Source organism: Nitrosomonas ureae, assembly GCF_900108305.1.
Lineage (GTDB): Bacteria > Pseudomonadota > Gammaproteobacteria > Burkholderiales > Nitrosomonadaceae > Nitrosomonas > Nitrosomonas ureae_B.
In genome coordinates this window covers 50883-74681 of the sequence record NZ_FNUX01000011.1, presented here as the reverse complement: position 1 = coordinate 74681, position 23799 = coordinate 50883, and the positions used below count along the sequence as shown (strand labels likewise).

General features: G+C 44.5%; 18 protein-coding genes. 1 reads left to right on the top strand and 17 read right to left on the bottom strand.

Annotated features, from left to right (window positions below; genetic code table 11):
- Positions 1 to 47: 47 nt before the first annotated feature.
- The 10 genes from galE to C4S39_RS07920 all read right to left on the bottom strand — a co-directional run bounded on the left by galE (position 48) and on the right by C4S39_RS07920 (position 11351).
- Positions 48 to 1085 carry a UDP-glucose 4-epimerase GalE gene (galE, locus tag C4S39_RS07965; protein ID WP_103966496.1) on the bottom strand — a complete coding sequence of 346 codons (1038 nt, stop codon included), beginning with the start codon at positions 1083 to 1085 and terminating at the stop codon, positions 48 to 50.
- Positions 1086 to 1164: 79 nt separating this feature from the next.
- Complete coding sequence (locus tag C4S39_RS07960) at positions 1165 to 2124, bottom strand: DHH family phosphoesterase (protein ID WP_103966495.1); 960 nt, start codon at positions 2122 to 2124, stop codon at positions 1165 to 1167.
- 86 nt (positions 2125 to 2210) lie between these two features.
- Complete coding sequence (gene cysN / locus C4S39_RS07955; RefSeq protein ID WP_103966494.1) at positions 2211 to 4115, bottom strand: sulfate adenylyltransferase subunit CysN; 1905 nt, start codon at positions 4113 to 4115, stop codon at positions 2211 to 2213.
- On the bottom strand, positions 4115 to 5011 hold the full coding sequence (cysD, locus tag C4S39_RS07950; protein ID WP_103966493.1) for a sulfate adenylyltransferase subunit CysD: 897 nt from the start codon (positions 5009 to 5011) through the stop codon (positions 4115 to 4117). Before cysD ends, cysN begins: the two co-directional genes overlap by 1 nt.
- A gap of 548 nt (positions 5012 to 5559) precedes the next feature.
- On the bottom strand, positions 5560 to 5922 hold the full coding sequence (locus C4S39_RS07945; RefSeq protein WP_103966492.1) for a Na+/H+ antiporter subunit G: 363 nt from the start codon (positions 5920 to 5922) through the stop codon (positions 5560 to 5562).
- 3 nt (positions 5923 to 5925) lie between these two features.
- A complete protein-coding gene (locus C4S39_RS07940) occupies positions 5926 to 6195 on the bottom strand; it encodes a K+/H+ antiporter subunit F (RefSeq protein ID WP_103966491.1) in 270 nt (89 codons plus the stop codon).
- Positions 6195 to 6689, bottom strand: coding sequence for a Na+/H+ antiporter subunit E (locus C4S39_RS07935; RefSeq protein ID WP_103966490.1), 495 nt, complete (start codon positions 6687 to 6689; stop codon positions 6195 to 6197). Before C4S39_RS07935 ends, C4S39_RS07940 begins: the two co-directional genes overlap by 1 nt.
- Positions 6686 to 8221 (bottom strand): monovalent cation/H+ antiporter subunit D, encoded by a 1536-nt coding sequence (locus C4S39_RS07930; protein ID WP_103966489.1) that lies wholly within the window; start codon positions 8219 to 8221, stop codon positions 6686 to 6688. The genes C4S39_RS07935 and C4S39_RS07930 overlap by 4 nt, the downstream gene beginning before the upstream one ends.
- The gene (locus C4S39_RS07925; RefSeq protein WP_103966488.1) at positions 8218 to 8547 is read right to left on the bottom strand and encodes a Na+/H+ antiporter subunit C; all 330 of its coding nucleotides are present in this window, start codon (positions 8545 to 8547) and stop codon (positions 8218 to 8220) included. Before C4S39_RS07925 ends, C4S39_RS07930 begins: the two co-directional genes overlap by 4 nt.
- On the bottom strand, positions 8547 to 11351 hold the full coding sequence (locus C4S39_RS07920) for a monovalent cation/H+ antiporter subunit A (protein ID WP_103966487.1): 2805 nt from the start codon (positions 11349 to 11351) through the stop codon (positions 8547 to 8549). Before C4S39_RS07920 ends, C4S39_RS07925 begins: the two co-directional genes overlap by 1 nt.
- Before the next feature lie 740 nt (positions 11352 to 12091).
- On the opposite strand from C4S39_RS07920, the gene C4S39_RS07915 reads away from it, so the two are divergent.
- Positions 12092 to 13798, top strand: a complete 1707-nt coding sequence (locus tag C4S39_RS07915; protein ID WP_103966486.1) for a sensor domain-containing diguanylate cyclase — start codon at positions 12092 to 12094, stop codon at positions 13796 to 13798.
- A 69-nt stretch (positions 13799 to 13867) separates the two neighbouring features.
- Here the strand turns inward: C4S39_RS07915 and C4S39_RS07910 are convergent, their stop codons facing one another.
- From C4S39_RS07910 to C4S39_RS07885, 7 genes are all read right to left on the bottom strand, one after another.
- Positions 13868 to 14089: a hypothetical protein gene (locus C4S39_RS07910; protein ID WP_103966485.1), complete on the bottom strand. Its 222-nt coding sequence runs from the start codon at positions 14087 to 14089 to the stop codon at positions 13868 to 13870.
- A 123-nt stretch (positions 14090 to 14212) separates the two neighbouring features.
- A complete protein-coding gene (locus tag C4S39_RS16010) occupies positions 14213 to 14542 on the bottom strand; it encodes a hypothetical protein (RefSeq protein ID WP_374953019.1) in 330 nt (109 codons plus the stop codon).
- Positions 14543 to 14715: 173 nt separating this feature from the next.
- On the bottom strand, positions 14716 to 17850 hold the full coding sequence (locus tag C4S39_RS07905; protein WP_103966484.1) for an efflux RND transporter permease subunit: 3135 nt from the start codon (positions 17848 to 17850) through the stop codon (positions 14716 to 14718).
- The gene (locus C4S39_RS07900) at positions 17847 to 19031 is read right to left on the bottom strand and encodes an efflux RND transporter periplasmic adaptor subunit (RefSeq protein ID WP_181023787.1); all 1185 of its coding nucleotides are present in this window, start codon (positions 19029 to 19031) and stop codon (positions 17847 to 17849) included. Before C4S39_RS07900 ends, C4S39_RS07905 begins: the two co-directional genes overlap by 4 nt.
- A gap of 54 nt (positions 19032 to 19085) precedes the next feature.
- Positions 19086 to 20456, bottom strand: a complete 1371-nt coding sequence (locus tag C4S39_RS07895; protein WP_103966482.1) for an efflux transporter outer membrane subunit — start codon at positions 20454 to 20456, stop codon at positions 19086 to 19088.
- A gap of 53 nt (positions 20457 to 20509) precedes the next feature.
- Positions 20510 to 21475 carry an alpha/beta hydrolase gene (locus tag C4S39_RS07890; RefSeq protein WP_103966481.1) on the bottom strand — a complete coding sequence of 322 codons (966 nt, stop codon included), beginning with the start codon at positions 21473 to 21475 and terminating at the stop codon, positions 20510 to 20512.
- 51 nt (positions 21476 to 21526) lie between these two features.
- Positions 21527 to 23722 (bottom strand): TonB-dependent siderophore receptor, encoded by a 2196-nt coding sequence (locus tag C4S39_RS07885; RefSeq protein WP_258039351.1) that lies wholly within the window; start codon positions 23720 to 23722, stop codon positions 21527 to 21529.
- Positions 23723 to 23799 lie beyond the last annotated feature (77 nt).

The following is a 23799-nucleotide window of genomic DNA, read 5'->3' as shown; positions in this document are numbered from 1 at the left end:
TATCTCCTTAATATTTCTTAGTCAATTAAATCAGAAGGTTCTTCAGTCTAATTTTTATAGCCATTGGGATTAGTGTTCTGCCAGTGCCAGCTATTAGCGCACATTTCATCCAATCCAAGTTTTGCTCGCCAGCCAAGTAATGCATAAGCACGATCTGGATTCGCATAACAAGAAGCAATATCACCTGAACGTCGCGGCGCAATTCGATAAGGAATAGACCGCCCACTTGCCTGTTCATAGGCACGAACAACTTCCAGCACACTGTATCCTCGACCGGTGCCTAGATTCACGGTTAAGCAGTTTGAAAATTGATTATTTTCTTGTCCCCCTTGCGGAGCTCCTAGCGCTTCCAATGCCTTGAGATGGCCATGCGCCAAATCAACGACATGGATATAATCACGGACCCCAGTTCCATCAACAGTAGGATAATCGTTACCCCACACGTTTAGAGTATCTCTACGGCCGACGGCAACCTGGGCCACAAAAGGCATCAAATTATTCGGCATTCCCTGCGGGTCTTCACCGATCAAACCGCTTGGATGCGCACCAACTGGATTAAAATAACGCAATATGCCGATTCGGAATGAGTGATCACTGTGCTGGAAATCACGCAATATATCTTCAACCATCAACTTGCTGCGCCCATAAGGATTAGTAGGAGCCAGTGGATGATCTTCCGTCAACGGTAACTTAACCGGATCGCCATAAACTGTTGCAGAAGAGCTGAATACCAGGGTTCTGACATTGCATTCCTGCATTGCTTCCAATAGCCGCAATGTTCCTGCTACGTTATTATCATAATATGAAAGGGGATGAGCGACGGATTCCCCGACGGCTTTAAGACCAGCAAAATGTATAACTGCAGTAGCTTTACTTTGCTGCATGGCGGCAATTAAAGCAGCTTGATCACGGCAATCACCAGAAATTAATTCTGGTTTTCTACCGGTAATTTGTGTTACACGTGCAAGTGCTTCGGGATTACTGTTACAAAAATTATCAAACACGGTTACATCAAAACCGGCATTCAGCAGTTCAACGCATGTATGCGACCCGATATACCCGGCACCACCGGTGACAAGAATCATGACAATAAGCCTCGGCAAAAAATGGTAGATCTATTTAATCGAATTGAAATTCGCCTGAATTTTCCAGTGCTTCACGGAATTAGCTGCAAAAGTGCTGTTTAAAGGTGGTTATAAAACTATCCAATGAACCTGTCGGTAAATGGTTGATGCCGGCTGCGGCTTTGCGCCCTCCTCCCGTATCAAATTGCAAACACAATACATCGGCACCACTCGGATTTGTGAGAGAAGCTCGCACACTTACAGTATAACTGCCTGAATTATTTGGTGTTATTACGGCATGTGCACGCTGTGGATGCGCGTTTGCCAATTTGTTGGCAAAAATACCGCTGACGCGCCTTGCCCAAGGCGCATCGGGCAATAAATATGCGGCATACCGTTCATCGATCGTTAAAGGCTGCAATGAATCTGCCCGGATCGTATCATCCTGATATCCTGCAGAAAGCTTCCTAAAAGCAATCGATTCAGCGATGAAGTCAAATGGGCTAATATAAGGTTTGATTTCTTCGTAAAGTGCAGCGGGATGAAAATGCAGATCAGGCAAATTATCCCCATAGCCATTATAGTTTAGATATTCACCCAGATGTGCAAGCTGATCTATTTCAGTTTCTGTTAATTTTGCTGCGATTCCTAGTTGACGAGCTTTTTGCACAAGATTATCGCCAAAAGCGGCAGTGATTGCCCACAGATGAAATTTCCCTTTCAAATACTGGTCAACCAAAAGGCTGGTACAAACATCAGCGGATAAATCGATATGTGCAGTCAAGTTATGGTGCTGCGGTATTTCTCCAGCATAATGATGATCAAAATATTCAATCTTGACACCCTCCTCCAGTAACCGCATCAATCCTTTGCGATTACTATCCAAAGAAATATCCAGTACCGTTAAGGAATCACCGGATTTTGCTTCCACCCGATCCAGCAGCTTGATATCCCGCTTAACACCAGTTATCAGATTCGCGGCTGCTGGATCCACAAGTCTGAGTTGATGTAATGCGCATACGCCATCCGCGTCACCATTAAATACATAAAAACGATTCATTTGAATAGCTTCTTCCTATATGAAAACATATAAAAAAAACAATTAATTCTCATTTTTTATTCAACGGGCAATGATTATTAAAAATATCAGCTTAATGCACCTATGTGCGTCAGATAGTTAACAATGTGCTCAACAGCCTGCTCGGGGGTAAGTTTCGTTGTATTAATATGAATTTCCGGATTCTCTGGCGCTTCGTAAGGTGAATCAATTCCGGTGAAATTCTTCAATTCACCTCGGCGCATTTTCTTGTACAACCCTTTGGGATCGCGCTCTTCTGCGACATGAATGGGGGTATCAATAAATACTTCAAAAAATTCACCCTGCTCTACCAATTCCCTGGCCATTCTGCGTTCTGAATGGAAAGGTGAAATGAATGACACCAATACAATCTGCCCTGCATCGACCATCAATTTAGCAACCTCAGCGATGCGGCGGATATTTTCAACCCGGTCTGCATCGGTGAAACCAAGATCTTTATTAAGCCCATGACGCACATTGTCTCCATCCAGCAGGTAGGTATGCTTATCCAGAGAATAGAGTTTTTTCTCGACCAAATTGGCAATGGTTGATTTACCACTGCCGGACAAGCCGGTAAACCAAAGAATAAATGGCTTCTGTCTTTTTGTGGCAGCATGCGCTTGCTTATTGATATTAATCGCTTGCCAGTGAATATTCTGTGATCGGCGCAAGGCAAAATGCAGCATGCCGGCACCCACTGTATTATTAGTTAAGCGATCAATGAGAATGAAGCCGCCGATATCATGATCTTCTTTATACGGGTCGAAAGCGATCAACTGATCGGTACTGAGATTGCAAATACCGATTTCATTGAGTTCCAGCTTGGTAACGGCGATATGTTCGAGCGTATTGACGTTTACCTTATATTTCAGCATTGAAACATTCGCAGCAACAGTTTTTGTCCCAATTTTCATCAAATAGGGCCGGCCGGGGAGCATCGGTTCATCAACCATCCACACAATCGTAGCTTCAAATTGATCTGCTACACCGGGCAAAGAATCGATGGCAGCTAAAATATCCCCACGGCTAATATCAATTTCATCGGCCAATGTCAATGTAATGGATTGCCCGGAAATTGCGTGTGTCAAATCACCATCGCCGGTCACAATGCGAGTTACGCGACTTTCTCTGCCGGAAGGTAAAACACGAATAAGATCACCTGGCTTAACGCTGCCACGCGCAACCATACCGGAATAACCGCGAAAATCCAGATTAGGGCGATTAACCCATTGTACCGGCATGCGAAAAAATCCGGATTCCACATTCGTATCATCGACTTGTACATTTTCCAGAAATCCCATCAACGTTTCACCGTGATACCAAGGCGTGTTTTCGCTTAATGCGGTAATATTATCGCCTTTGAGGGCTGACATCGGGATAGTTACAATATTATTCAACCCTAGTTCTTTTGCAAATTCACGATATTCGTTATTGATCCGGTGAAAAATTTCTTCTGAATATCCCACCATGTCCAGCTTGTTGATTGCAAGCACCACATGTTGGATTCCAATTAATGAAACCAGATAACTATGGCGCCGCGTCTGCGTCAATACGCCTTTGCGTGCATCAATAAGAATTACTGCTACGTCCGCTGTTGAAGCTCCTGTGACCATATTGCGGGTGTACTGCTCATGACCTGGCGTATCTGCGACGATAAACTTGCGCTTATCGGTGGAAAAGAAACGATAAGCGACATCAATAGTTATTCCCTGTTCGCGCTCTGCAGCAAGTCCATCGACCAGTAATGCGAAATCCAGATCACCGGCCTGAGTACCGACTTTCTTGGAATCCACCTCTAACTGAGCCAATTGATCTTCAAATAGCATCTTGGACTCATACAACATGCGCCCAATTAAGGTGCTTTTCCCATCATCAACACTACCGCAAGTGATGAACCGAAGCATGCTTTTGTTCTCATGCGTTTTTAAATACAACTCGATATCTTCGGCAATTAAATCAGATACGTGTGCCATTAGAAGTAACCCTCCTGTTTCTTTTTCTCCATCGAGCCTGTGGAATCATGATCGATTAATCGCCCCTGCCGCTCGGATGTTCGCGCCAGCAACATCTCCTGAATAATATCCACCAAGGAACTTGCCTCACTTTCAATTGCACCGGTTAAGGGATAACAACCCAGTGTACGGAAACGGACTTTCTTCATCATCGGCGACTCGCCTTCTCTCAGCGGCAAACGCTCATCATCAACCATAATTAAAGTACCATCACGTTCTACAACAGGCCGTTCCTTAGCATAGTACAATGGGACAATAGGAACATTATTCAGATGGATGTATTGCCAAATATCGAGCTCGGTCCAATTTGAAAGTGGGAAAACACGAATACTTTCGCCTGGATTCTTGCGCGCATTATATAGCCGCCATAACTCAGGACGCTGCAACTTGGGATCCCAGCGATGTTGTGCTGATCGAATGGAAAAAATTCGTTCTTTGGCGCGCGATTTTTCCTCATCGCGACGTGCTCCACCGAAAGCGACATCAAATCCATGTTTATCCAGCGCCTGCTTTAAACCTTCGGTTTTCCAGATATCCGTATGAATTGCCGAACCATGCGTAAAAGGATTGATTCCTTTTTCAACACCCTCAGGGTTAATATGAACGATGAGATCAATTCCCAATTTTTTTACCATTACGTCACGAAATTCAATCATTTCCTTGAATTTCCATGTAGTATCGACATGCAGTAACGGAAAAGGTAGTTTCGAGGGATAAAATGCCTTTACTGCCAGATGCAGCATCACTGCACTATCCTTGCCGATAGAATAGAGCATTACCGGATGCTCGCACTCTGCAACTACCTCCCGCATGATATGAATACTCTCCGCTTCAAGGCGTTGTATATGTGTCAACATTGTTAATAGTTTCCTTCAAAAAAATGTAATAGCATTAAGGTTATATTAATATAAATAGAGGATCTTTCTTATCTTGAAATAAACCGGTTTATCCTCGTAATTTTAACTTAGAAACAAACCTTCTGATTTCCTGCTTAACAAATGTAGATGTGAATTAACTGTTGGCTTTATTATCGAATAATAGCAGGTACTAAAGAATCAAATCTTAAAATTTACTATAACTTCCCTATCAATCTACTTGTTTATTCAAGCAGTAATTAAATACCTGAATTTCAAGCCAGCAATACTAACAACGAACAACGAAAATTACCTAAATTTCTGAAGGTCCTGATTAGTCTGAAAGTATATGCCTGATTTAAATAATACTTGCGGACATTCTAAGTAAGTCAATTTTCTGCATTTATTATTAAGAATTGTCTTTAGCAAGAAAAGGTTTGCTGGAAGACCGCGCAGAATAGGGAGCTTGACGAATAAAACAATATCACTGCTATTTTTTAATTAAACCAGTTTACGGGATACACTCTTATCTGATGAAGAAGGCTTTCCCTTCAGTGTTTGACATCGATTGCGTCACTACTTGATCTTTCTTTTTCTTTTATTGATTTGACCGGCATTTTCGCAAACGAATGCAGATTCAGATGCAATGCTGCCTTGGCAAGTAAATGTGCGCTTACCGGTGCAGTGATAAAAAGAAACAGCGTAATCAATATTTCGTGCAGACTGATACCCGCATCGTGGTTGCTGAAGAATACTGCCGATGCAATCAGCAGACTGCCCACACCCAATGTTGTAGCCTTGGTCGGTCCGTGCAAGCGCATATAAAAATCCCTTAATCGCAGGAGGCCTAAGGAACCGATGAAAGTAAAAATAGCGCCAGTCAAAATTAAGAAAGATAATAAATATTCCAGCATAGTTTATTCGATAATATCGCCACGCAGTAAATATTTGCATAATGCAACAGTACCGATGAAGCCCATCAATGCAATCAATAATGCTGCCTCAAAGAATAGCGCGCTACCCAAATGAATTCCCAGCAACATGAGTAATGCAATGGCATTTACATATAGAGTATCCAGTGCCAGAACCCGATCCGGCAAGCTGGGACCACGTAACAGTCGCCAGAAGCTCATAGCGACTGCCACAGCCACTAATCCAAGCGCGATGACTATCACGAAATCTAACATTACTCAAAAATCTCCTGCAATGGACGTTCATAGCGTTGCTTAATCGTTGCAATCAGTGTATCCGGATCAGCTTCATTGAGCGCATGAACCAACAAATATCTTCGATCTTCAGACAACTTCGCGGATACTGTCCCCGGTGTCAATGTGATGCTGCTAGCTAATAAGCTGATAGCCAAATCAGATGTCAGGCTTAATGGTAATTGAATAAAAATCGGTTTAAGGCGATCTAGATCGCCAAGAATTAATCGCGCTACCGTAAAATTGGCCACGATAATATCCCATAATAATAACCCAACATACCGCAACAAGGTAAAAGGTTTGCGAATTGTCACAACTTCTGGCCAGAAGCGCAGGGTTAATAACGGTATCATCCAACCGAGTAATAAACCGAGAACAATCTGCCCGGGCGTTATGCTATTTACCAGCAATAACCATAAGCCTGTCAGCGTGAGGGATAGAATCGGATGAGGCAGCAAACGAGTCATGGTAGTCATTTTTCAATACCTAGCACGGATTGAATGTAATCATCAGGCTGCAGCAACTGATTTGCCGTTGCCTGTACAAACTCGATAATTGCACCCGCCCAGATCATTAAAGCCACACATAGTGCAAGCAAGCAGGCAGTAATCACCAATCCATTTATGTCTGGCGTTATACCGGGCTGAACATGGGTATCCATTGCAGTATGAATCGCTTGCGGTGCTTGTGCCCGATAAAAAAGCAGGCTCCCGCTACGCGCCAATGCAATGATAGTAAACAAGCTGGTTATTAATACAATAGCCATTATCCATGGCAGAGCCGCATGTGATAGTGCCGCTTGCAAGATCAGGAATTTTCCTACAAAGCCGGATAATGGGGGTAGTCCCGCCACTAAAACCGCCACTATAAAAAAGAGTGTACCTACTATTCGCTGGTGCATCATGATCAAACCCGGCTCAAAACGATCGCTCGTTTCGCCACGGCGATTGGCTATGCCATCAGCAAGCAGAAAAAATGCGGCGGCAGCAAAGGTGGAATGTGGCAGGTAATACAATCCCGCCGCTATTCCGGCGCTCGTATTGATGCCAAAAGCAATGAGCAGCGTGCCAACCGATGCAACCACCAGATAGGCCACTTGCTGCCGCAAACGCGCACTTGCCAGAACACCCAGTACACCTGCAATCAGTGTTGCCAAAGCCAATGGTAACAACCAGGGTTGAATCAAATTGGCAATCGGCCCGGCTTGTTCGCCAAAGATCAAGGTATAAATACGCAGGATGCTGTACGCGCCAACCTTAGTCATGATAGCAAATAGAGCGGCAATCGGCGCAGATGTATGCGCATAAGCCGCAGGCAACCATAAATAAAGCGGCAAAAGAGCGGCCTTGAGAGCAAACACGGCAAACAACAGTAAGCCCGCCGTACGAATGAGCGCAATATCCTCGCTAGCAACATCGGCAACTTTAATCGCCAGATCAGCCATATTTAATGTGCCCAAAAGCCCGTAAAGTGTTCCTACGGCAAACAAAAACAAGGTTGAACCTACGAGATTGATGATTACAAAATGCAATCCGGCCATCGTGCGTAACCGACCCCCGCCATGCAGTAATAAACCATAGGAAGCAAGTAGCAGAATTTCAAAGAATACAAACAGATTAAACAGATCACCGGTCAAGAATGCACCATTTAAACCAAATAATTGCAATTGGTATAACACATGAAAATGCGGACCCATAGTATCCGTACCGCGCACCGCATAAAGTAACGCGCACAAGGAAACCAATGCAGTAATGATCAACATCCAGGCAGCAAGGCGATCGGCGACCAGAACAATACCAAAGGGCGGTGGCCAGTTGCCTAATGCATAAACCAGAATCTCGCCGTCATTAACGATGCTGAGCAACCATCCTGCCAACAGGACCAAAACACTTACGGATGAAATGCTCGCGATACGCAACACCTTTAGACTCTGTTTCTGCAGCAATAATAACAACGCACCCAGCAATAACGGCCATATCACGGGGAGAATGACAATATGGTTTATCATGGTTTATGTTTCCCATCCACATGATCATTCCCCATTTCCAGGTGTGCCTTGAGGGACAATACAATAACGAAAGCAGTCATGGCAAAACTGATCACGATAGCTGTCAGCACCAAAGCCTGCGGTAAAGGATCTGCATAGTCTGCTACGCCTTCCACAATAATCGGTGGTTTACCAATAGTGAGTCGCCCCATTACCAGTAGAAATAGATTGACTGCGTAAGACAAAAAGGTCAAGCCCAGCACAACCGGAAAAGTACGGCTGCGTAAAGCCAAATAAACGCCACAGCCAGCGAGCGTTCCTATCAGTATTGCTACCAGCGCTTCCATTAACGGATTCTCTTTCTGACGTTTGTCAAATGACTCTCTTTATGTACCAGACCAAGATAAATGAGTATCAACAGCGTGGTACCGACGACAACCAGATAAACACCCAAATCAAAAATCATGGCTGAAGCTAATTCGAACTCTCCAATTATCGGCCAATGCAAATGACTAAAGGTGGAAGTCAAAAAAGGATGGTCAAACAACCAACTGGCAACACCGGTCAATACCGCGATAAAAATACCCGCACCAATCACATGATGCATATTGACTGACAAACGGGCGTGCGCCCATGCAACACCATTGGCCAAATATTGCATGATTAGCGCTACCGCAGTTATCAATCCAGCGATAAAACCACCCCCGGGCAGATTATGCCCGCGCAGCAAAATATACATGGAAACCAGCAAAGCAAGTGGCAATAACAGACGCGCAAACGACGCCATGATAACCGGATGCAAATCACGATCCCAGATTCGTCCCTGATTGTCTTGTTCCGAGCCGGATAACTTTAGTTGATGCAGCATCGCATATACACCCAGTCCGGCCAACGCCAGCACGGTAATTTCACCAAGCGTGTCATAACCTCTGAAATCAACCAGAATGACATTGACTACGTTCGTTCCACCGCCACCTGGCACACTGTTGTTCAAAAAGTAATCTGCGATACTGTGATAAGGACGGGTTAAAATAGCCCAAACTAATAAGCTCACACCTAAACCCGCTGCTGTAGCGACCAAAGCATCACGGCTGCGTATATGATTCCCGGATTCCTGCGGTGAAAATTGCGGTAAGAAATATAACGCCAACAGCATCAAAACAATCGTTACCACCTCGACGGATAATTGTGTCAAAGCCAGATCCGGCGCAGAAAACTTGATAAAAACAAGAGACACTCCCAAACCCACTACGCCCATTAAAATGAGCGCTACAAGACGTTGTCGATGCAAAACAACCACGCCTATTGCCGCAATTATAAGAATCAACGTAACAAGTATGCTGACACCATCTATCGGCAGTCGTGCGCGATCGCCGGTTAAAGCGGATGCATTATCGATAAAGCCTGTCACTCCAAGCGCCAGAATAAAAAGCATAAAAACAAACAGCATCTGCTGAAGCGAATGTGCATTCAGTAAATGGGTTATATAACGAGCAATTTTAAAAAGCTGGTCAAGCATATAATTGTATAATGCTCTAAATTCCAGCCGATCACCGATTTTTTCGTACCATGCAGATAATGGGCGGCGAACCAGATAAATTAAAATTCCACCGCATAATGCAATAACACTCATCCATAATGCTGGATTAAAACCATGCCAGATAGCCAAATCATGTTCTGGAACAGAATCCTGTAGAACACCGGCAGCGGCTACTGCAAGAATGGGCTCTACAGTTAATGCGGGCAACATCCCAACCAGCAAACATAAAGCTACCAGAATTTCCACCGGCACTTTCATCCAACGTGGAGGTTCATGCGGTGTTTTGGGTAGATCAACCGGCTCGCCATTAAAAAAAACCGTATGGATAAACCGTAATGAATAAGCCACAGCAAAAATACCGGCCAGAGTTGCTGCGGCAGGCATCAGCCATCCCCACGGCTGATGAGTATGATGCAGGGTTTCGGCAAAAAACATTTCCTTAGATAAAAAACCGTTAAACAGAGGCACACCCGCCATAGAAGCGGCAGCCACCATGGCCAGCAATGCTGTGTGTGGCATAAATTTCCATAATCCTCGCAAACGGCGCATATCACGCGTACCCGCTTCGTGATCGATAATGCCTGCAGCCATAAACAAGGATGCTTTGAAAATCGCATGATTAATGATATGAAAAACACCGGCAACCGCTGCAAGCGGGGTTCCCATGCCGAATAATAAAGTAATCAAACCCAGATGACTGATCGTCGAATACGCAAGCAATCCTTTTAGATCGTGCTTAAACATAGCAATGTAAGCGGCCACAAGCAATGTGATCAGCCCTGTCATACTGACCAGCCAGAACCATTCCGATGTGCCCGACAAGGCGGGAAACAAACGAGCAAGCAAGAACACACCGGCTTTTACCATAGTGGCGGAATGCAAATAAGCAGACACCGGTGTAGGAGCTGCCATGGCATTAGGCAACCAGAAGTGAAAAGGAAACTGGGCTGATTTAGTAAAAGCACCAAGTAATACCAGTATCAACATCGGCAGATATAACGCATGGGCACGAATACTGTCGCCTGATATCAAAATCACGGATAAATCATAGCTGTTGCAAATTTCACCCAATAGCAGAAATCCGCCGAGCAATGCCAGACCGCCGCCGCCAGTAACGGCCAATGCCATACGCGCGCCGCTGCGTGATTCTTGCCGGTGTTGCCAGTAACTGATGAGCAAAAACGATGACAGACTGGTCAATTCCCAGAAAATCAATAGCTGAATAATATTTTCTGATATCACAATTCCCAGCATGGAACCCATGAACATCAGCAAATAAGCAAAAAAACGCCCCATATCGTCCCGCTCGGACAAGTAATACCGGGCATAAAGGATAATAAGCAGGCCAATACCCAAGATCATCAGCGAAAACAGCAAACCCAATCCATCGAGACGAAAAACCACATCCAAGCCGCGCACCGGTATCCAACTAAAGCGCTGAATGATAATTTGCCCTGAAAAAACATCAGCAATCATCGGGTATAAAATAGCTAGCGCAAGTAGCGTCACGAAACCGGCGCCCCAAGCGGCATGCAATCGACCCAAACGGGAAATGGATGCAACAAAAATGGCGCCGGCAAAAGGTATAAGCGCGACAAGCGATAAATTCATAGATAGGATATTGATTAGCTGTTGGGTATTTCCTGCTTAATTCATATAACTCTTTTCAACATTAATTACTTAAATATAATTTGCAGGAATAATACAATTATTTTGCGCACTGCCACCTTATAAACATTTCTAGATTTCTTCATAATTTATCCCATCAGACTAAGATGAAATAAATTCTGTCAAATAAAAACATCAGATCTCAACAAAAACCAGAATCGAAAATAATTTACGAAATGATATCACTACTACCTATATCCTAATTCTGTCACTCACCAGAAAAACCACAGCTTCCCGGTCACATTTTTTGTCAATATAACTTCCGCTCAAGAATCTGAGCATAGGGTCGATCCACAGCGATTGAATTCGGATCGGAATAACCTACTTTCCAGAGGTTAGCCAGATTCGACTTTGTGAATGATATGATTCGGTTCGCAGTACTTTGATGATAGCCGACTGCCGATAATACTGCTATCAATGCACCTGATCAAGAAAATTTCAGATACCCAAAAATAAAACCAAGTGTTTTATGCTGCAATTTTTTGTCCATATTGTTTTCATGACATGAAATTATTGACCCTATTTTTTTGCCTTACGGAGAAACGGTATAACCTATCCACAATTACCATTATACTTAGAAATGCACGTACGCCAGATATCTGTTTATGAAACTTAAGATAACGCGAATTTAATCCGCTTAACGCAACTGCTCTTCATACTTGACTATCGCACACAAGCAGTTCATGAAAAAAATATCCGCATTGCTAGCCATGATGTTCATGTGCTCATTCTGGAGCTTACTGGCAAACGCACAAGATATTGATGTTTCTAAAAAATACCAAGAACCGATTGGACAACATATTCAGTTTTATCAAAATGACGATGCTCATCTAAGCATGCAAAGTGCATATGACGCATTCAAGAATGGCGCCTTTTCGCAATCCGCGGATTCCGTGCTCAATTTTGGCATCGGCGCAAAACCAGTGTGGCTTGCGTTTCGCGTCAAAAATAATACGCATGGCCATGCACTTCGAAATATATTGCTTGAAACTTCCTGGCTGGACAAGATTGATGTTTATCATATTCATGAAAATCAGTTAGTTAATAGCTATCATATGGGCGACAGCCAACCATTTTCGCAACGACCGCTTAACCATCGATTTTTTATTATCGGGCATGATTTTGGAACCGGTGACACTACCGTGCTAATCCGCGTTGAGTCTGACGACGCAATGGTTTTACCCATTTATTTTTTTACCTCAGAAGAAACAACTGACAGAAATATGCTGCAAGCATATAGCTACGGATTGATATATGGAATTATTCTGGCTTTGGTAGTCTACAATTTCATGCTGTATATCGGATTACGCTCTGGTCCCTATTTTTTTTACTCACTCTATCTCTTATTATTTCTGCTACTCAATGCAGCCTATACTGGTCATGGCTATCAGTGGTTATGGCCTGATTCACCGTACTGGCAACAATGGTCCAATCCGGTATTGATCGTGGCATGTACCTTAAGCGGCTGTGCATTTGCATTGAACTTCTTGAATATCAAAACCGCCAGTCCTCGCATCTATCAGTCAGTCGTCGTCTGCTGTCTCGGCTTTAGCGTATTAACATTAATTGCAACCTTAGCCGGAGAATTCATAGTAACGCTATTTATATCATTGTTCTTCATATTCTATTTTTATATTCTTGCTGTCATATTGGGTATTATTTCTCTGCGAGCACAAAACAGATTCGCTCAATATTTTCTCTTAGCATCAATTTTTGCGATTTGTGGCGGCATCATTACAGCTAATGCGGTATTGGGTTTCATTCCTTTCAACTGGCTCACTTACCGAGCCACAGAAATTGGGATGGTGGCGGATGCGATTTTGCTAGCGCTTGCACTTGCTGAGCGTTTTAACATCAACCAGAGCGAGAAGCTGGCCGCTGAAAGAAGAGCTGATATTGATTTATTAACCAACTTAAATAACCGACGGGCCTTTTACAAATTCGTGCAGCCGCTGTGGGCCATTAGCTTGCGCAGCAAAAGCTACACCTCGGTAATCATACTGGATATCGATGATTTCAAATTACTGAATGATAATTATGGTCATCCTGCAGGCGATCGTGTTCTGGTGCGGCTGGCTGAAACAATTCAGAAAGAAGCACGCAGCGGCGATATTCTGGCACGCTGGGGGGGCGAAGAATTTCTTATTTTTCTGCCGGAAACGCAATTGACGGATGCAATAACCATTGCAGATAGGATGCGTAAAAAAATCACGACTATTCAAATTTCAATTGATAATGACGAGAAAATCTCATTCACCGCAAGCTTTGGCGTTGCGACCGCTCAAGATATTAACGTATCTCTGAACGAATTAATCGCACAAGCGGATCGGCAACTATATCACGCCAAGAAGAAGGGACGTAACCGCGTCTATCCAGATCTATCCAACTGAAAATAATACAAAAAAATACCCCAATATCAGCAGCAGCACTCTGAGAGTTTATATCGAATTATTCTCTCATTACTCGTAGTTGTAATATTGGTGAAACCCCAATGATTTTATTGCGATCTCAGATTCCTCCACAACACACAAATCATCATCACCAGTTTCCAACTCATCAATAAGTTTGGCAATCCGGCTATCTGGAATCATGCCATCAGCCAATGCATCTTCGTCATCAAAGCTCATAGCTTCAGGATCTATATCATAGATATTATTATGCAATAACTTACTCTTCATCATGGCAAGCCTCTTCACTGGGTCATTGGAAATGTTTCCAGTAAACCATAAAACCTATAAATTAAATTCTGGATTAGAAATAATTTCTCCTGATATTTCTGGAATATAAAAAGATCTCTCATACATTCAGCTGAATGAGTACTCGATTTCTTGAGACAATGAAGCAATGTATTCACCTGAAGCCCTCGAACCGGCAGTTCGCATGCCTCGAATTCGAGATAGTGAAAAATAGCACATTAGTAGCAACAGGAATTGGAACTGATGATTTACTATTGATACCGGTTTAAAATTTACCCATGCATCCGGATAGTGAACTTTCACCTGTTCGTGCAAAATAAAAGGATTTAAAGGTTGTGCATCTGGGGATGGCGCTTGGATTTGCATTAACCGAGGATTTAGCACAGCATCAAGCTCGTGATACCATGCCAATATTGCTCCTGTTAGTCCGGTAATCAGCAGAAAACCGCCATGATCAAACCAACATACCGATGAATCAGGGAAATAAATCTACGCAAGATCCCTCCTTGTTATTTGTATTATTTCGCAAGGAAAATATTTCCAAAGATTATTTGCTTAACCATTAATTTAGTATCTTTCCAGGATAATCATAAAGATTGCATCCGCAGAATCTACCCGGAAATCTTATGGATAGGCTTTTGATAAGATATTTCTTTTAAAATGGCACAAGCGGTTGGTATTAGAAATAAAGTAACCAAAAACGAGAACAATATGCCAAATGCAAGGGTGACCACCATCGGCATAATTTTTTCCGCATCTGAACTTTGTGCATTAATTAGCGGCAACAATCCCACGAAGGTGGTTGTAGTCATAAGGAATATTGCACGAAATCGTGCTTTGCCGGCAGAAATTACAGCATTATGAACTGATGTATCATTTTGTGAAATCTCATTGATTTTTGCAACCAATATCAGACTATCATTAATAACTATTCCTCCAACCGCAAACAACGCCACATAAGATTCCAACGATAGCGGTATATTCAAAAGCAAATGGCCTAATACTGCACCGATAAAACCAAATGGAATTGCCAGCATAATTATTAGCGGTTGTACATAAGAACGCAACGGCACCGCCAGAAGTGCGTAAATTCCGAGAATTGCTAATGCGCCATAACCCCACAACGCTGACATCGTTTCTTCTTGCTTCTGCCTGGATTGACCTGGTTCAATTTTAAGCCCTGGGTATTGCGCCTCCAGTTTCGGAATTTCATTCGTACGCAAACTAGCAAGAATAGCCTCAACACTCGCTTCCTCTTTATACACTTCTGCGCTGATCAGTTGTATACGTTCACGATTCTGACGAGTAATACTGACAAAACCTGGCGCATATTCCACTTCTGCAACCGTAAAAAAAGGCACGGTTTTACCATTAGCCAGTTTTATCGGCATGTGATTCAAATCATCCACAGAGCGGCGATATTCCGAAGGAAAGCGCAGCATCACTCGAACTTCATCACGCTCAAGAAAGAATCTCTGCACCTCGAGCCCCAGAAAACCGCTGCGTACCTGCTCTCCCAGATCTCTCATTGTTAATCCGTGGAGTGCAGCTTCAGGTTTTAATTTGAGATTCAATTCAGGCTTTCCAGTTTGCATGGAGCCAGTTACGCTGTGAACTCCGGCATAAGAAGAAAGCCTGGTTTTGAGTATCTCACTAGCAGCGCTTTGACTTGCTGTATCTGGTGCGATCAATTTCAATTCGATTGCGCTTGCCGATTGCGTTGCTGGCAACCCAAGATTTCTTGGCCAGTAAGTCTGGATAGATAAAGTCGCATCAACGGGAAGTTCGCCAAAACGCTCCTGCCATTTTTGTTTGATGCTATCGACCCGCGAACGAATACGTTCATCAATAGCTATTTCAATGTCCACAAAACCGGAATTGTCATGCATCACTGCGATAATATGCTGGAAACTATCTTTCAATGGGGTCGTTGCATCGATCCCGAGTTCCGTATTCAATTCAAGCCGGATATCATTGGCTATCTGCTCCAGGCGCATCACCTCATGATTGACCACCTCAAACGGAGTACCTGGGGCCAGCTGAAGAACAGCGAACACGTAATAATCACTCACCGGCATGTCCATAATACTCTGAACACGCCCGGAAGAGACCAGTGCAATAGCAATCAATAGGACAATGGCAAATACTGATAACGTGATATAACGAAAACACAATAATACTCCAAGGGTCGGAATATATACGCTGTTAATTAACCAATGCAGCCCTGCATCGACCTTTCTTCGGAGTGCGTTAAAAAAAACCATCAAACCATTCTGAGATTGATCGGCATTTGGGCTATAGTATGCCGCCAAATGGGAAGGCAATATCAGTAGCGCTTCCAAAATAGAGAACATCAGCGTTAAAATAACCACGGCTGAAACGTTATACATCAAATGACCGCTCATCCCGGGCAAAAAAATACCGGGGATAAAAGCAATCATTGTCGATAACACCATAATGATCACTAACGGAGCAACTTCCAGCGTTCCATTGATTGCTCCTGATAAGCCGATATACCCTCGCTGTTCATGGGTATAGATATTCTCACCTACCACAATAGCATCATCAACCACAATGCCCAATACAAGAATTAACGCCGCAATTGAATAGGTATTCAATGAAATACCCAGTATCGGCATCATCCAGAAAGCACCCATGATCGATATCAGAATCCCGCTGCTTACCCAAAGCGCCAGACGGAATCGCAAGATTAATGCCAATATCAGAAAGATCAGACAAAAACCGGACAAAGCTGAAGACATGAGCATCGACATGTTTTGCTCATAGTATTTCGACCAATCATCCCAAGTCGTTATGCCTACACCATCAGGTAATTCAGGATAAAGTTCCGCAATAACTTCATTGACCGCTTCCACTGTAGTCGTGATACGGTCTTTTGTCATAACGTATATTGGCGCGGCCGACTTACCGTCGATTCTTGCCAGAACATCTTGTTCGTCCACTGTTTCACGGATCTGCGCAATATCCCCAAGCAGCAAACGCACACCATTCTGATCGGATCGCAGATTAATCGCAGCAAAATCAGCCACCGTCACTGCTTGGTTTTTACTTCTTAATAATAATTTACCATCCGATTTTTTAAGCTCTCCTGCAGGGATATTATTGGAAGCAGCTCGAATAGCTTGAGCGATATCTTCAAAACTTAACCCATAACGACGTAAATCGGATTCCGTAATTTCAATCGAAATTTCATAAGGTAACACTGGCCAAACGACTAGTTTTCCAATATCTGGATGTCTGCTCAGCATGGCCTGCAATTTATCGCGTTGATGCATCAGAGTACGTTTATCGACTTCGCCATGCACCATGATTGTCACTGCAATTTTTTCAGTACTCAATTCCTCGATTTTTAATTTCTCGGTTCCTTTCGGAAAAACCGCGATGCGATCCATTCTGGCTTGTACATTTGCCTGGAAGCGTGCCGCGTCAATCTCCGGATCAAACTCTACAATCACTTCGCATTCTGTCTGATCAGCAACCGAATTGATATGCCGGATGCCTTCCAAATCATTCACAGCCGCTTCAATCGGAATACATAACGCCTGCTCTATTTCTGCAGGACTCGCACCAGGATAAGCAATTTCTATCTTCAATTGATTCTGAGGTGCAGGAGGAATCGTATATCGTTTAGAAATCGTTAAACCCAGCACGCCACCCGCGATAATGATCAGCATCAGGAAATTGGCGGCTATCGGATTCTTGGCAAACCAGACGATCAATTTCATGGAATAAACTCAGCCGGTACAACTTCCATCCCTTCAACCGGGTGATGAAGTCCGGCTATCAGTACTCGCTCACCTTCATTCAATCCGGTTTTGATGATCACCTGTTCCCGCTCCCGCTTGAATACCTCCACACTGCGGAATCGCAATCGATTCCCGGAATCAATGATCGCAACGCGTTGTTCCTTGTACAATGCATTGGCAGGTATAACGACTAAATCATCAAACCAGCGTCCTTCAATAATTGCTTCTACAAATAAACCCACCGGCAAGATGGAGGTAAGTGATTTTTCCCCGGCAGATTGATTCTTCCTGACTGCCAACCCAAAAGGATCAGTGACCTGCGCAATGATGATGATCATTCCGGTGTCTTGATCAATAACACCTTCGCTGCGCACAATCTTTCCTGACCAAATTTGCTGTTGACCTTGATAGTTAGCCGCCAATTTCACGATTGCCGGCTGTGCGGATGGTTTGTGCTGAGGTAAGTCAGGGAAATCAATAAAAGCCAATTCGTGCGTACTGATAGGCAACCGCACTTCAACGATATCACTGCTGTAAATCCTGCCCAGGATAGTGCCATCATCAATATATTGCCCCAGCCCGATTTCCTTGCTGCGTACCCGGCCGTTAAAAGGCGCCTTTATGTCTGTACGTTGGCGTAACAAACGAGCATTTCTCAATTCTTCTTGTTCGGCCGCAAGCTTAGCTTTTTTTTCCTTCAGCTGCGGAATCCTCAAGCTCAGCGGATTCGGATCCCCCTGCCCCAACTGTTGCCACTCATCATGGGCTTGCTCTGCCTCGGCCTCTTCCCGTGTCAACTGATATTGCGCCTCCATCACTCTGGCTTGCGCTTGGGCTACGCGTAAGTCATATTCCGCCGGATCGATTGCAACCAGTAAATCGCCCTTGCTAAAAAATCCGCCACTGACAAATACCGGTGAAACCTTAATGATATTACCCGAGACACCCGTCACCAGATCTATTTCAGTTTGCGCCATTACACGGCCTTGCGAACGCACGTCCATCTGCAATCGTTGCGGCTTTATCTTAATAAACTGCACCGGAGGAGGTTTAACAATATTTTCCTGTTGATCGACTTGAGGAGGAAAGCTGACAATAGCAATGGCAGTCAATACCCCGGCAATCGCAAGCAAAAGTGCGATGAGCAATTGGCTCCGCATCCTCATACGCCGGTAGTCATAAAATTGCGCCGTGCGATCACCGTATCATGCCTTTTATACATTTCCACCTAATGCCAGGTAAAGATTAATGCGGTTACTGAGTAGCTGCCGGGTAATCGACAGATACGCGCTTTGCGCGATAAGGGTGCTGCGGTAACTATCGAGCAGCGTAAGGATTTGAATCAGGCCATTGCGATAGGAATAAACCGCCAGCTTCTGGCTCGCTTCGGTTTGTTCAACTGCCTTCCTGAGCGAGACTTCTTGCTCCCGCAACCATTCTTCAGCTGCCAGAGCCTGTTCTACTTCGCGGAAAGCATTGAGCGCGGTATTTTTGTAGAGATTCAAAGCTTCCTCTGCACGTGCTTGATTACGGAAGATTTCGCCTTCGATCCGCCCGCCCGTGAACAGGGGTTGCATAAGCCCCGCAAACACGTTCCAAGCCACTGATCTGGGGTCAACCAGTTCGGTTAGATCCGTACTGCGTGTGCCACCTGCCGCAGTGAGTGTAATGCGCGGCAGGCGTAATTTTCTTGAGCTTGAAGCACGAAAATCCGCTGCTTGCAAGCGGCTGAATGCAGCGGCCACATCAGGCCTGCGTTCCAGTAGCTCGGCGGGCAATCCCGCTGCAATAACGCCAGGCAAAGAAGGCAAAGTAGTTGCTTGCAGCTCGTCTCCTTGCGGATAACGGCCCAGCAAAATTTCCAAACGGCGCGCAGTGGCTTGAATCCGGTTACGAGTTCTTTTCAGTTCTGCTTCCGCATTGGCCAGATCAGTCAGTGCCAAACGCAGATCCAAGCCACGCACCAAGCCGCGTTGGAAGCGCCCGCGCACCAGGTCGGCAATGACGGTACGGTCTTTGATCGATTGCTCGACCACTGCCGCCTGCAATTTCGCTTCAATTAATTCGAAATAGCTTTGTGTCACTCGCGCTGCCAGAGACAATCGTACGCCATAGAAATCGGTATGGGTGGCATCGGCTTCCGACATCGCCGCTTGCTGGAAATCGCGTATCCGCCCCCATACATCCACTTCCCAGCTAACACCAAACAGCGCTTCAAATACACCAAATCTCGACGAACCAAAACCCGCCTCGCGTATCTGCACCTGCTGGTGATCGGCGCTAAAGAAGATTTGCGGCCAGCGCCCTGATCCATCAATCCTTGCCTGCGCAATAGCCGCATCCACTCGTGCCGCAGCCGCCTTCAGTTCATAATTATTGGCCAGAGCGGCTTTAATCAAACCCCGTAGTTGTAAATCATCAAAAACTTCCACCCATTGTTCGGGTATCGCTTGACTGATCCCTGGTTGTCCCTCACTCCATTGATCCGGAAGCTTCGCGCCTACTTCTTGCTGGTCTCGCTGAGGTAGAGTATTGCACCCCGTCAAGATGAGAAATAATGCCAAACGAATAAATACCCCAATCACCTAAATTAATCCAATCTTTAAATAGAAAATATGCTTCTTCATCAGTTTTACTTCTATTTTGAATAGAATGTACTCGCGAGGACATCCGCAATATCCTTTCGCACTTGATGGGCCTCATTCACAATGTTTCCAAGGCGGGCGAAATCGTGAATCATTCCAGGATAAATTTTGACACGAGTAGAAACACCCGCGGCTTTCATTTTATTCGCATATTCGATTCCTTCGTCCAGTAAAGGATCGAATTCCGCCAGAAGCAAAAATACGGGAGCAAGGTTACATAAACTACTCGCTTGCAGCGGTGCAAAACGCCAATCGGTTCGATCGGCTTCATCGCGAAGGTAATTCATAAACATCCATTGCAACGTCGCTTCTTCAAGCAAATACCCTTGCGCATAACGCCGATGGGATTCGGTATCCTGCCAAGCACTTGTACAAGGATAGAGCAATATCTGACAAACTGGTCGTGGCCACATTTCTTCCCGAGCGGTAATCGTCAATCCGGTGGCCAATGTTCCGCCGGCACTATCGCCCCCCACTGCCAACCGTACTGGATCCAAAGAATATTCGGCTCCGGTTGATATTATCCATTGATAGGCGTCCTGTGCATCATGTACTGCTGTAGGAAAACGATGTTCTGGTGCCAAGCGATAAGCCACATTCAGCACATAACAAGGTGTCAATGCCGCCAAAGACCGGCACAGCGAATCGTGCGACTCAAGCCCGCCAATGCAGTACCCGCCCCCGTGAAAATAGAGTAACACCGGACGGGGATCTGTAACTTGCGTAAACTCGATTGGCTTATATAGCCGCGCATCAATTGATTCTCCGTCACGGCACGGAATAGAAATTTCCGCCACACTCGCAACGGCCGGTCCGGAAGCATCCAGTATCTGTGTTGAAAGGTCGTAATCCAATCGCGCCTTTTCAGGTCCCAACATAGGCATCACGGTTTTTTCCCCGCAAATTATGCTTTTCTCAACAAGCTCAAGAAATGCCGCCAAATCCTCATCAAGTGGCATGAATATTCTCCAAAGAATGGGGGACGATGATACGAATCCAGCGCACGTTACCTAGAATCTAAAAGCCAACGTACCGATCACCGTGCGTTCGGTACCTAGATAGTGCCTACCGAAAAATGTCGAGGCGATATATCTATTATCAAAGATATTGCTGGCATTGACGGTAAAAAGCATGGGGCCTCTTTCATAGCGTAGCGTTGCATCGAATAATGTAAATGCTGGCGTTGAGCTTATATTTTGTTCTTCATTAAAGACTCTACCGATATAACGCACCCCGCCACCCAATCCAAATCCCCGCAACCAGTCGATGCCCAATGCTCCAAAGGAATAGTCCAGCCACCCGGATGTCATAGTCGTTGGCACTTGCACGGGCATCTTGCCTTTGAAATCGGTATCCTTGACGTTTTCCACATCATGATAAGTAAAAGAACCGATCATATTCAAACCACGCAACAATTCAGCACGGGCTTCCAGTTCAACCCCGCGTGATCTTACTTTGCCCAATTGCATAAAACGAAAACCCGTTTCATCGGCTGGATCCCGTGATAAAACATTTGTTTTGGAAAGATCAAAAAATGCAACTGTGTATAAACTCCTTCCTCCCACAGGTTGGTACTTGATGCCCGCCTCAAATTGTTCACCGCGTGTTGGATCAAAAGGTTTATCACTGGAATCAAACCCGGCTTGAGGCAAGAAAGATTGTGAATAACTGAAATAAGGCGCAATGCCATTTGAAAACAGATAGGTCAAACCAGCCCGCCCGGTAAATGCGCTATCTTTGACTTTAGTGGTTGAAACACTTAAAAAATCATTATCCCTGGAATGAATTCTGTCATACCGTCCGCTTAGCGTCAGAATCCAATTTTCGTTATAACGTATTTGATCTTGAATATAAAAACCCAGTTGATCAATTCTTTGTTTTGCATTTATCCCAAGCACATCCGGGCGCGGAATCGGTACGCCATAAACAGGATTCAAAATATCAATGCTAGGCGGAATAAACCCATTGTTGTAACCTTGGAAATATTTGAGAGTGGCATTGGTTTGATTCCAATCCGCCCCCAATAACACGGTATGATTAAACGGACCGGTATTAAGTTTTGCTTGCAAATGCGTATCAAGAACAATCTGACTCAACCTCTCATTGGTAGCATAAGCATCCCTGTCAGCCAATGCAGGTTGGTCAACCGTATTGAATCCGGTAGAAAACAAATCCTGGAAACGCCCCGTTTGCTGTGTATAGCGAAAATTCTGACGTGCGGTAAGAAATTCATTGAAATGATGTTCAATTTGATAACTGAACGAGGATTGATTGGTATTGTATCGTGCGAATTTCGGATCGCTTTGCAGTACATTTGAGAAGCCGCCATCGGGCGCGGCAATGTAAAAAGGCGATGAACCACTACGATTATGAAGTATGTCACCCATCAGTGTAATGGATGTAGCATTTGTAGGACGCCAGGTTATTGATGGAGCAATATAAAAACGTTCATTCTGCGCACGTTCACCACCGGTGTTGGGATATCTGACTTGCGTATCAGTCTCTAGTGCCGTTGTGACTAATCGAAACATTATAGTTCCATCCTTACTGACAGCACCCACATCAGCCGCAATCCGCTTACGGTCAAAATTTCCGTACTGAAACTCAATTTCACGCACTGGATTAGCATTGGGCCTCTTAGTAACGCGATTGATGATACCGCCGGCATCGCCGCGACCAAACATAACTGAAGAAGGACCGCGCAGCACATCAATTCGCTCTAAGCCATAGGTTTCCGTGATGAAAGAATTAAAAAATAACCCTTGCGCTGCATTACTCAATCCATCACGAAAATTTGCATTCGGATTGCCGTTGAAACCACGCATCAGCACATACTCGAAGCCACGGCCATCAAATCCAAACTGATCAACAGTAACACCAGGAACATAGCGTAAGGCTTCGGTAAAATTCTGCACACTTCGCATATCCATTTCATGGCGCGTTACCACAGAAATTGATTGTGGAATCTCCAGAATCGGCGTATCCGTCTTTGTTGCGGTGATACTACGCTTGGCTACATACCCGGCAATTTCATCAGCGGCCTTCCCTTCGACTGTAACCATAGGAAAAACAGGTGGATCGGCTTTTTCAGATTCGGTTTTAGGTTCAGAAACCGATGCGGGTTGCGGGTTGCCTGATGCAGCAGATTGTCCTGAAGACTCTTGTTTGGATTGCGCATAGCTATCAATAGATAGTAAAAAAGTCATCAACTGCGAAGCGAAAAACATTAATGCGTATTTCGGAATAATTTTAATATTGTTCTGGAGTTTCATCTTAAATTTCA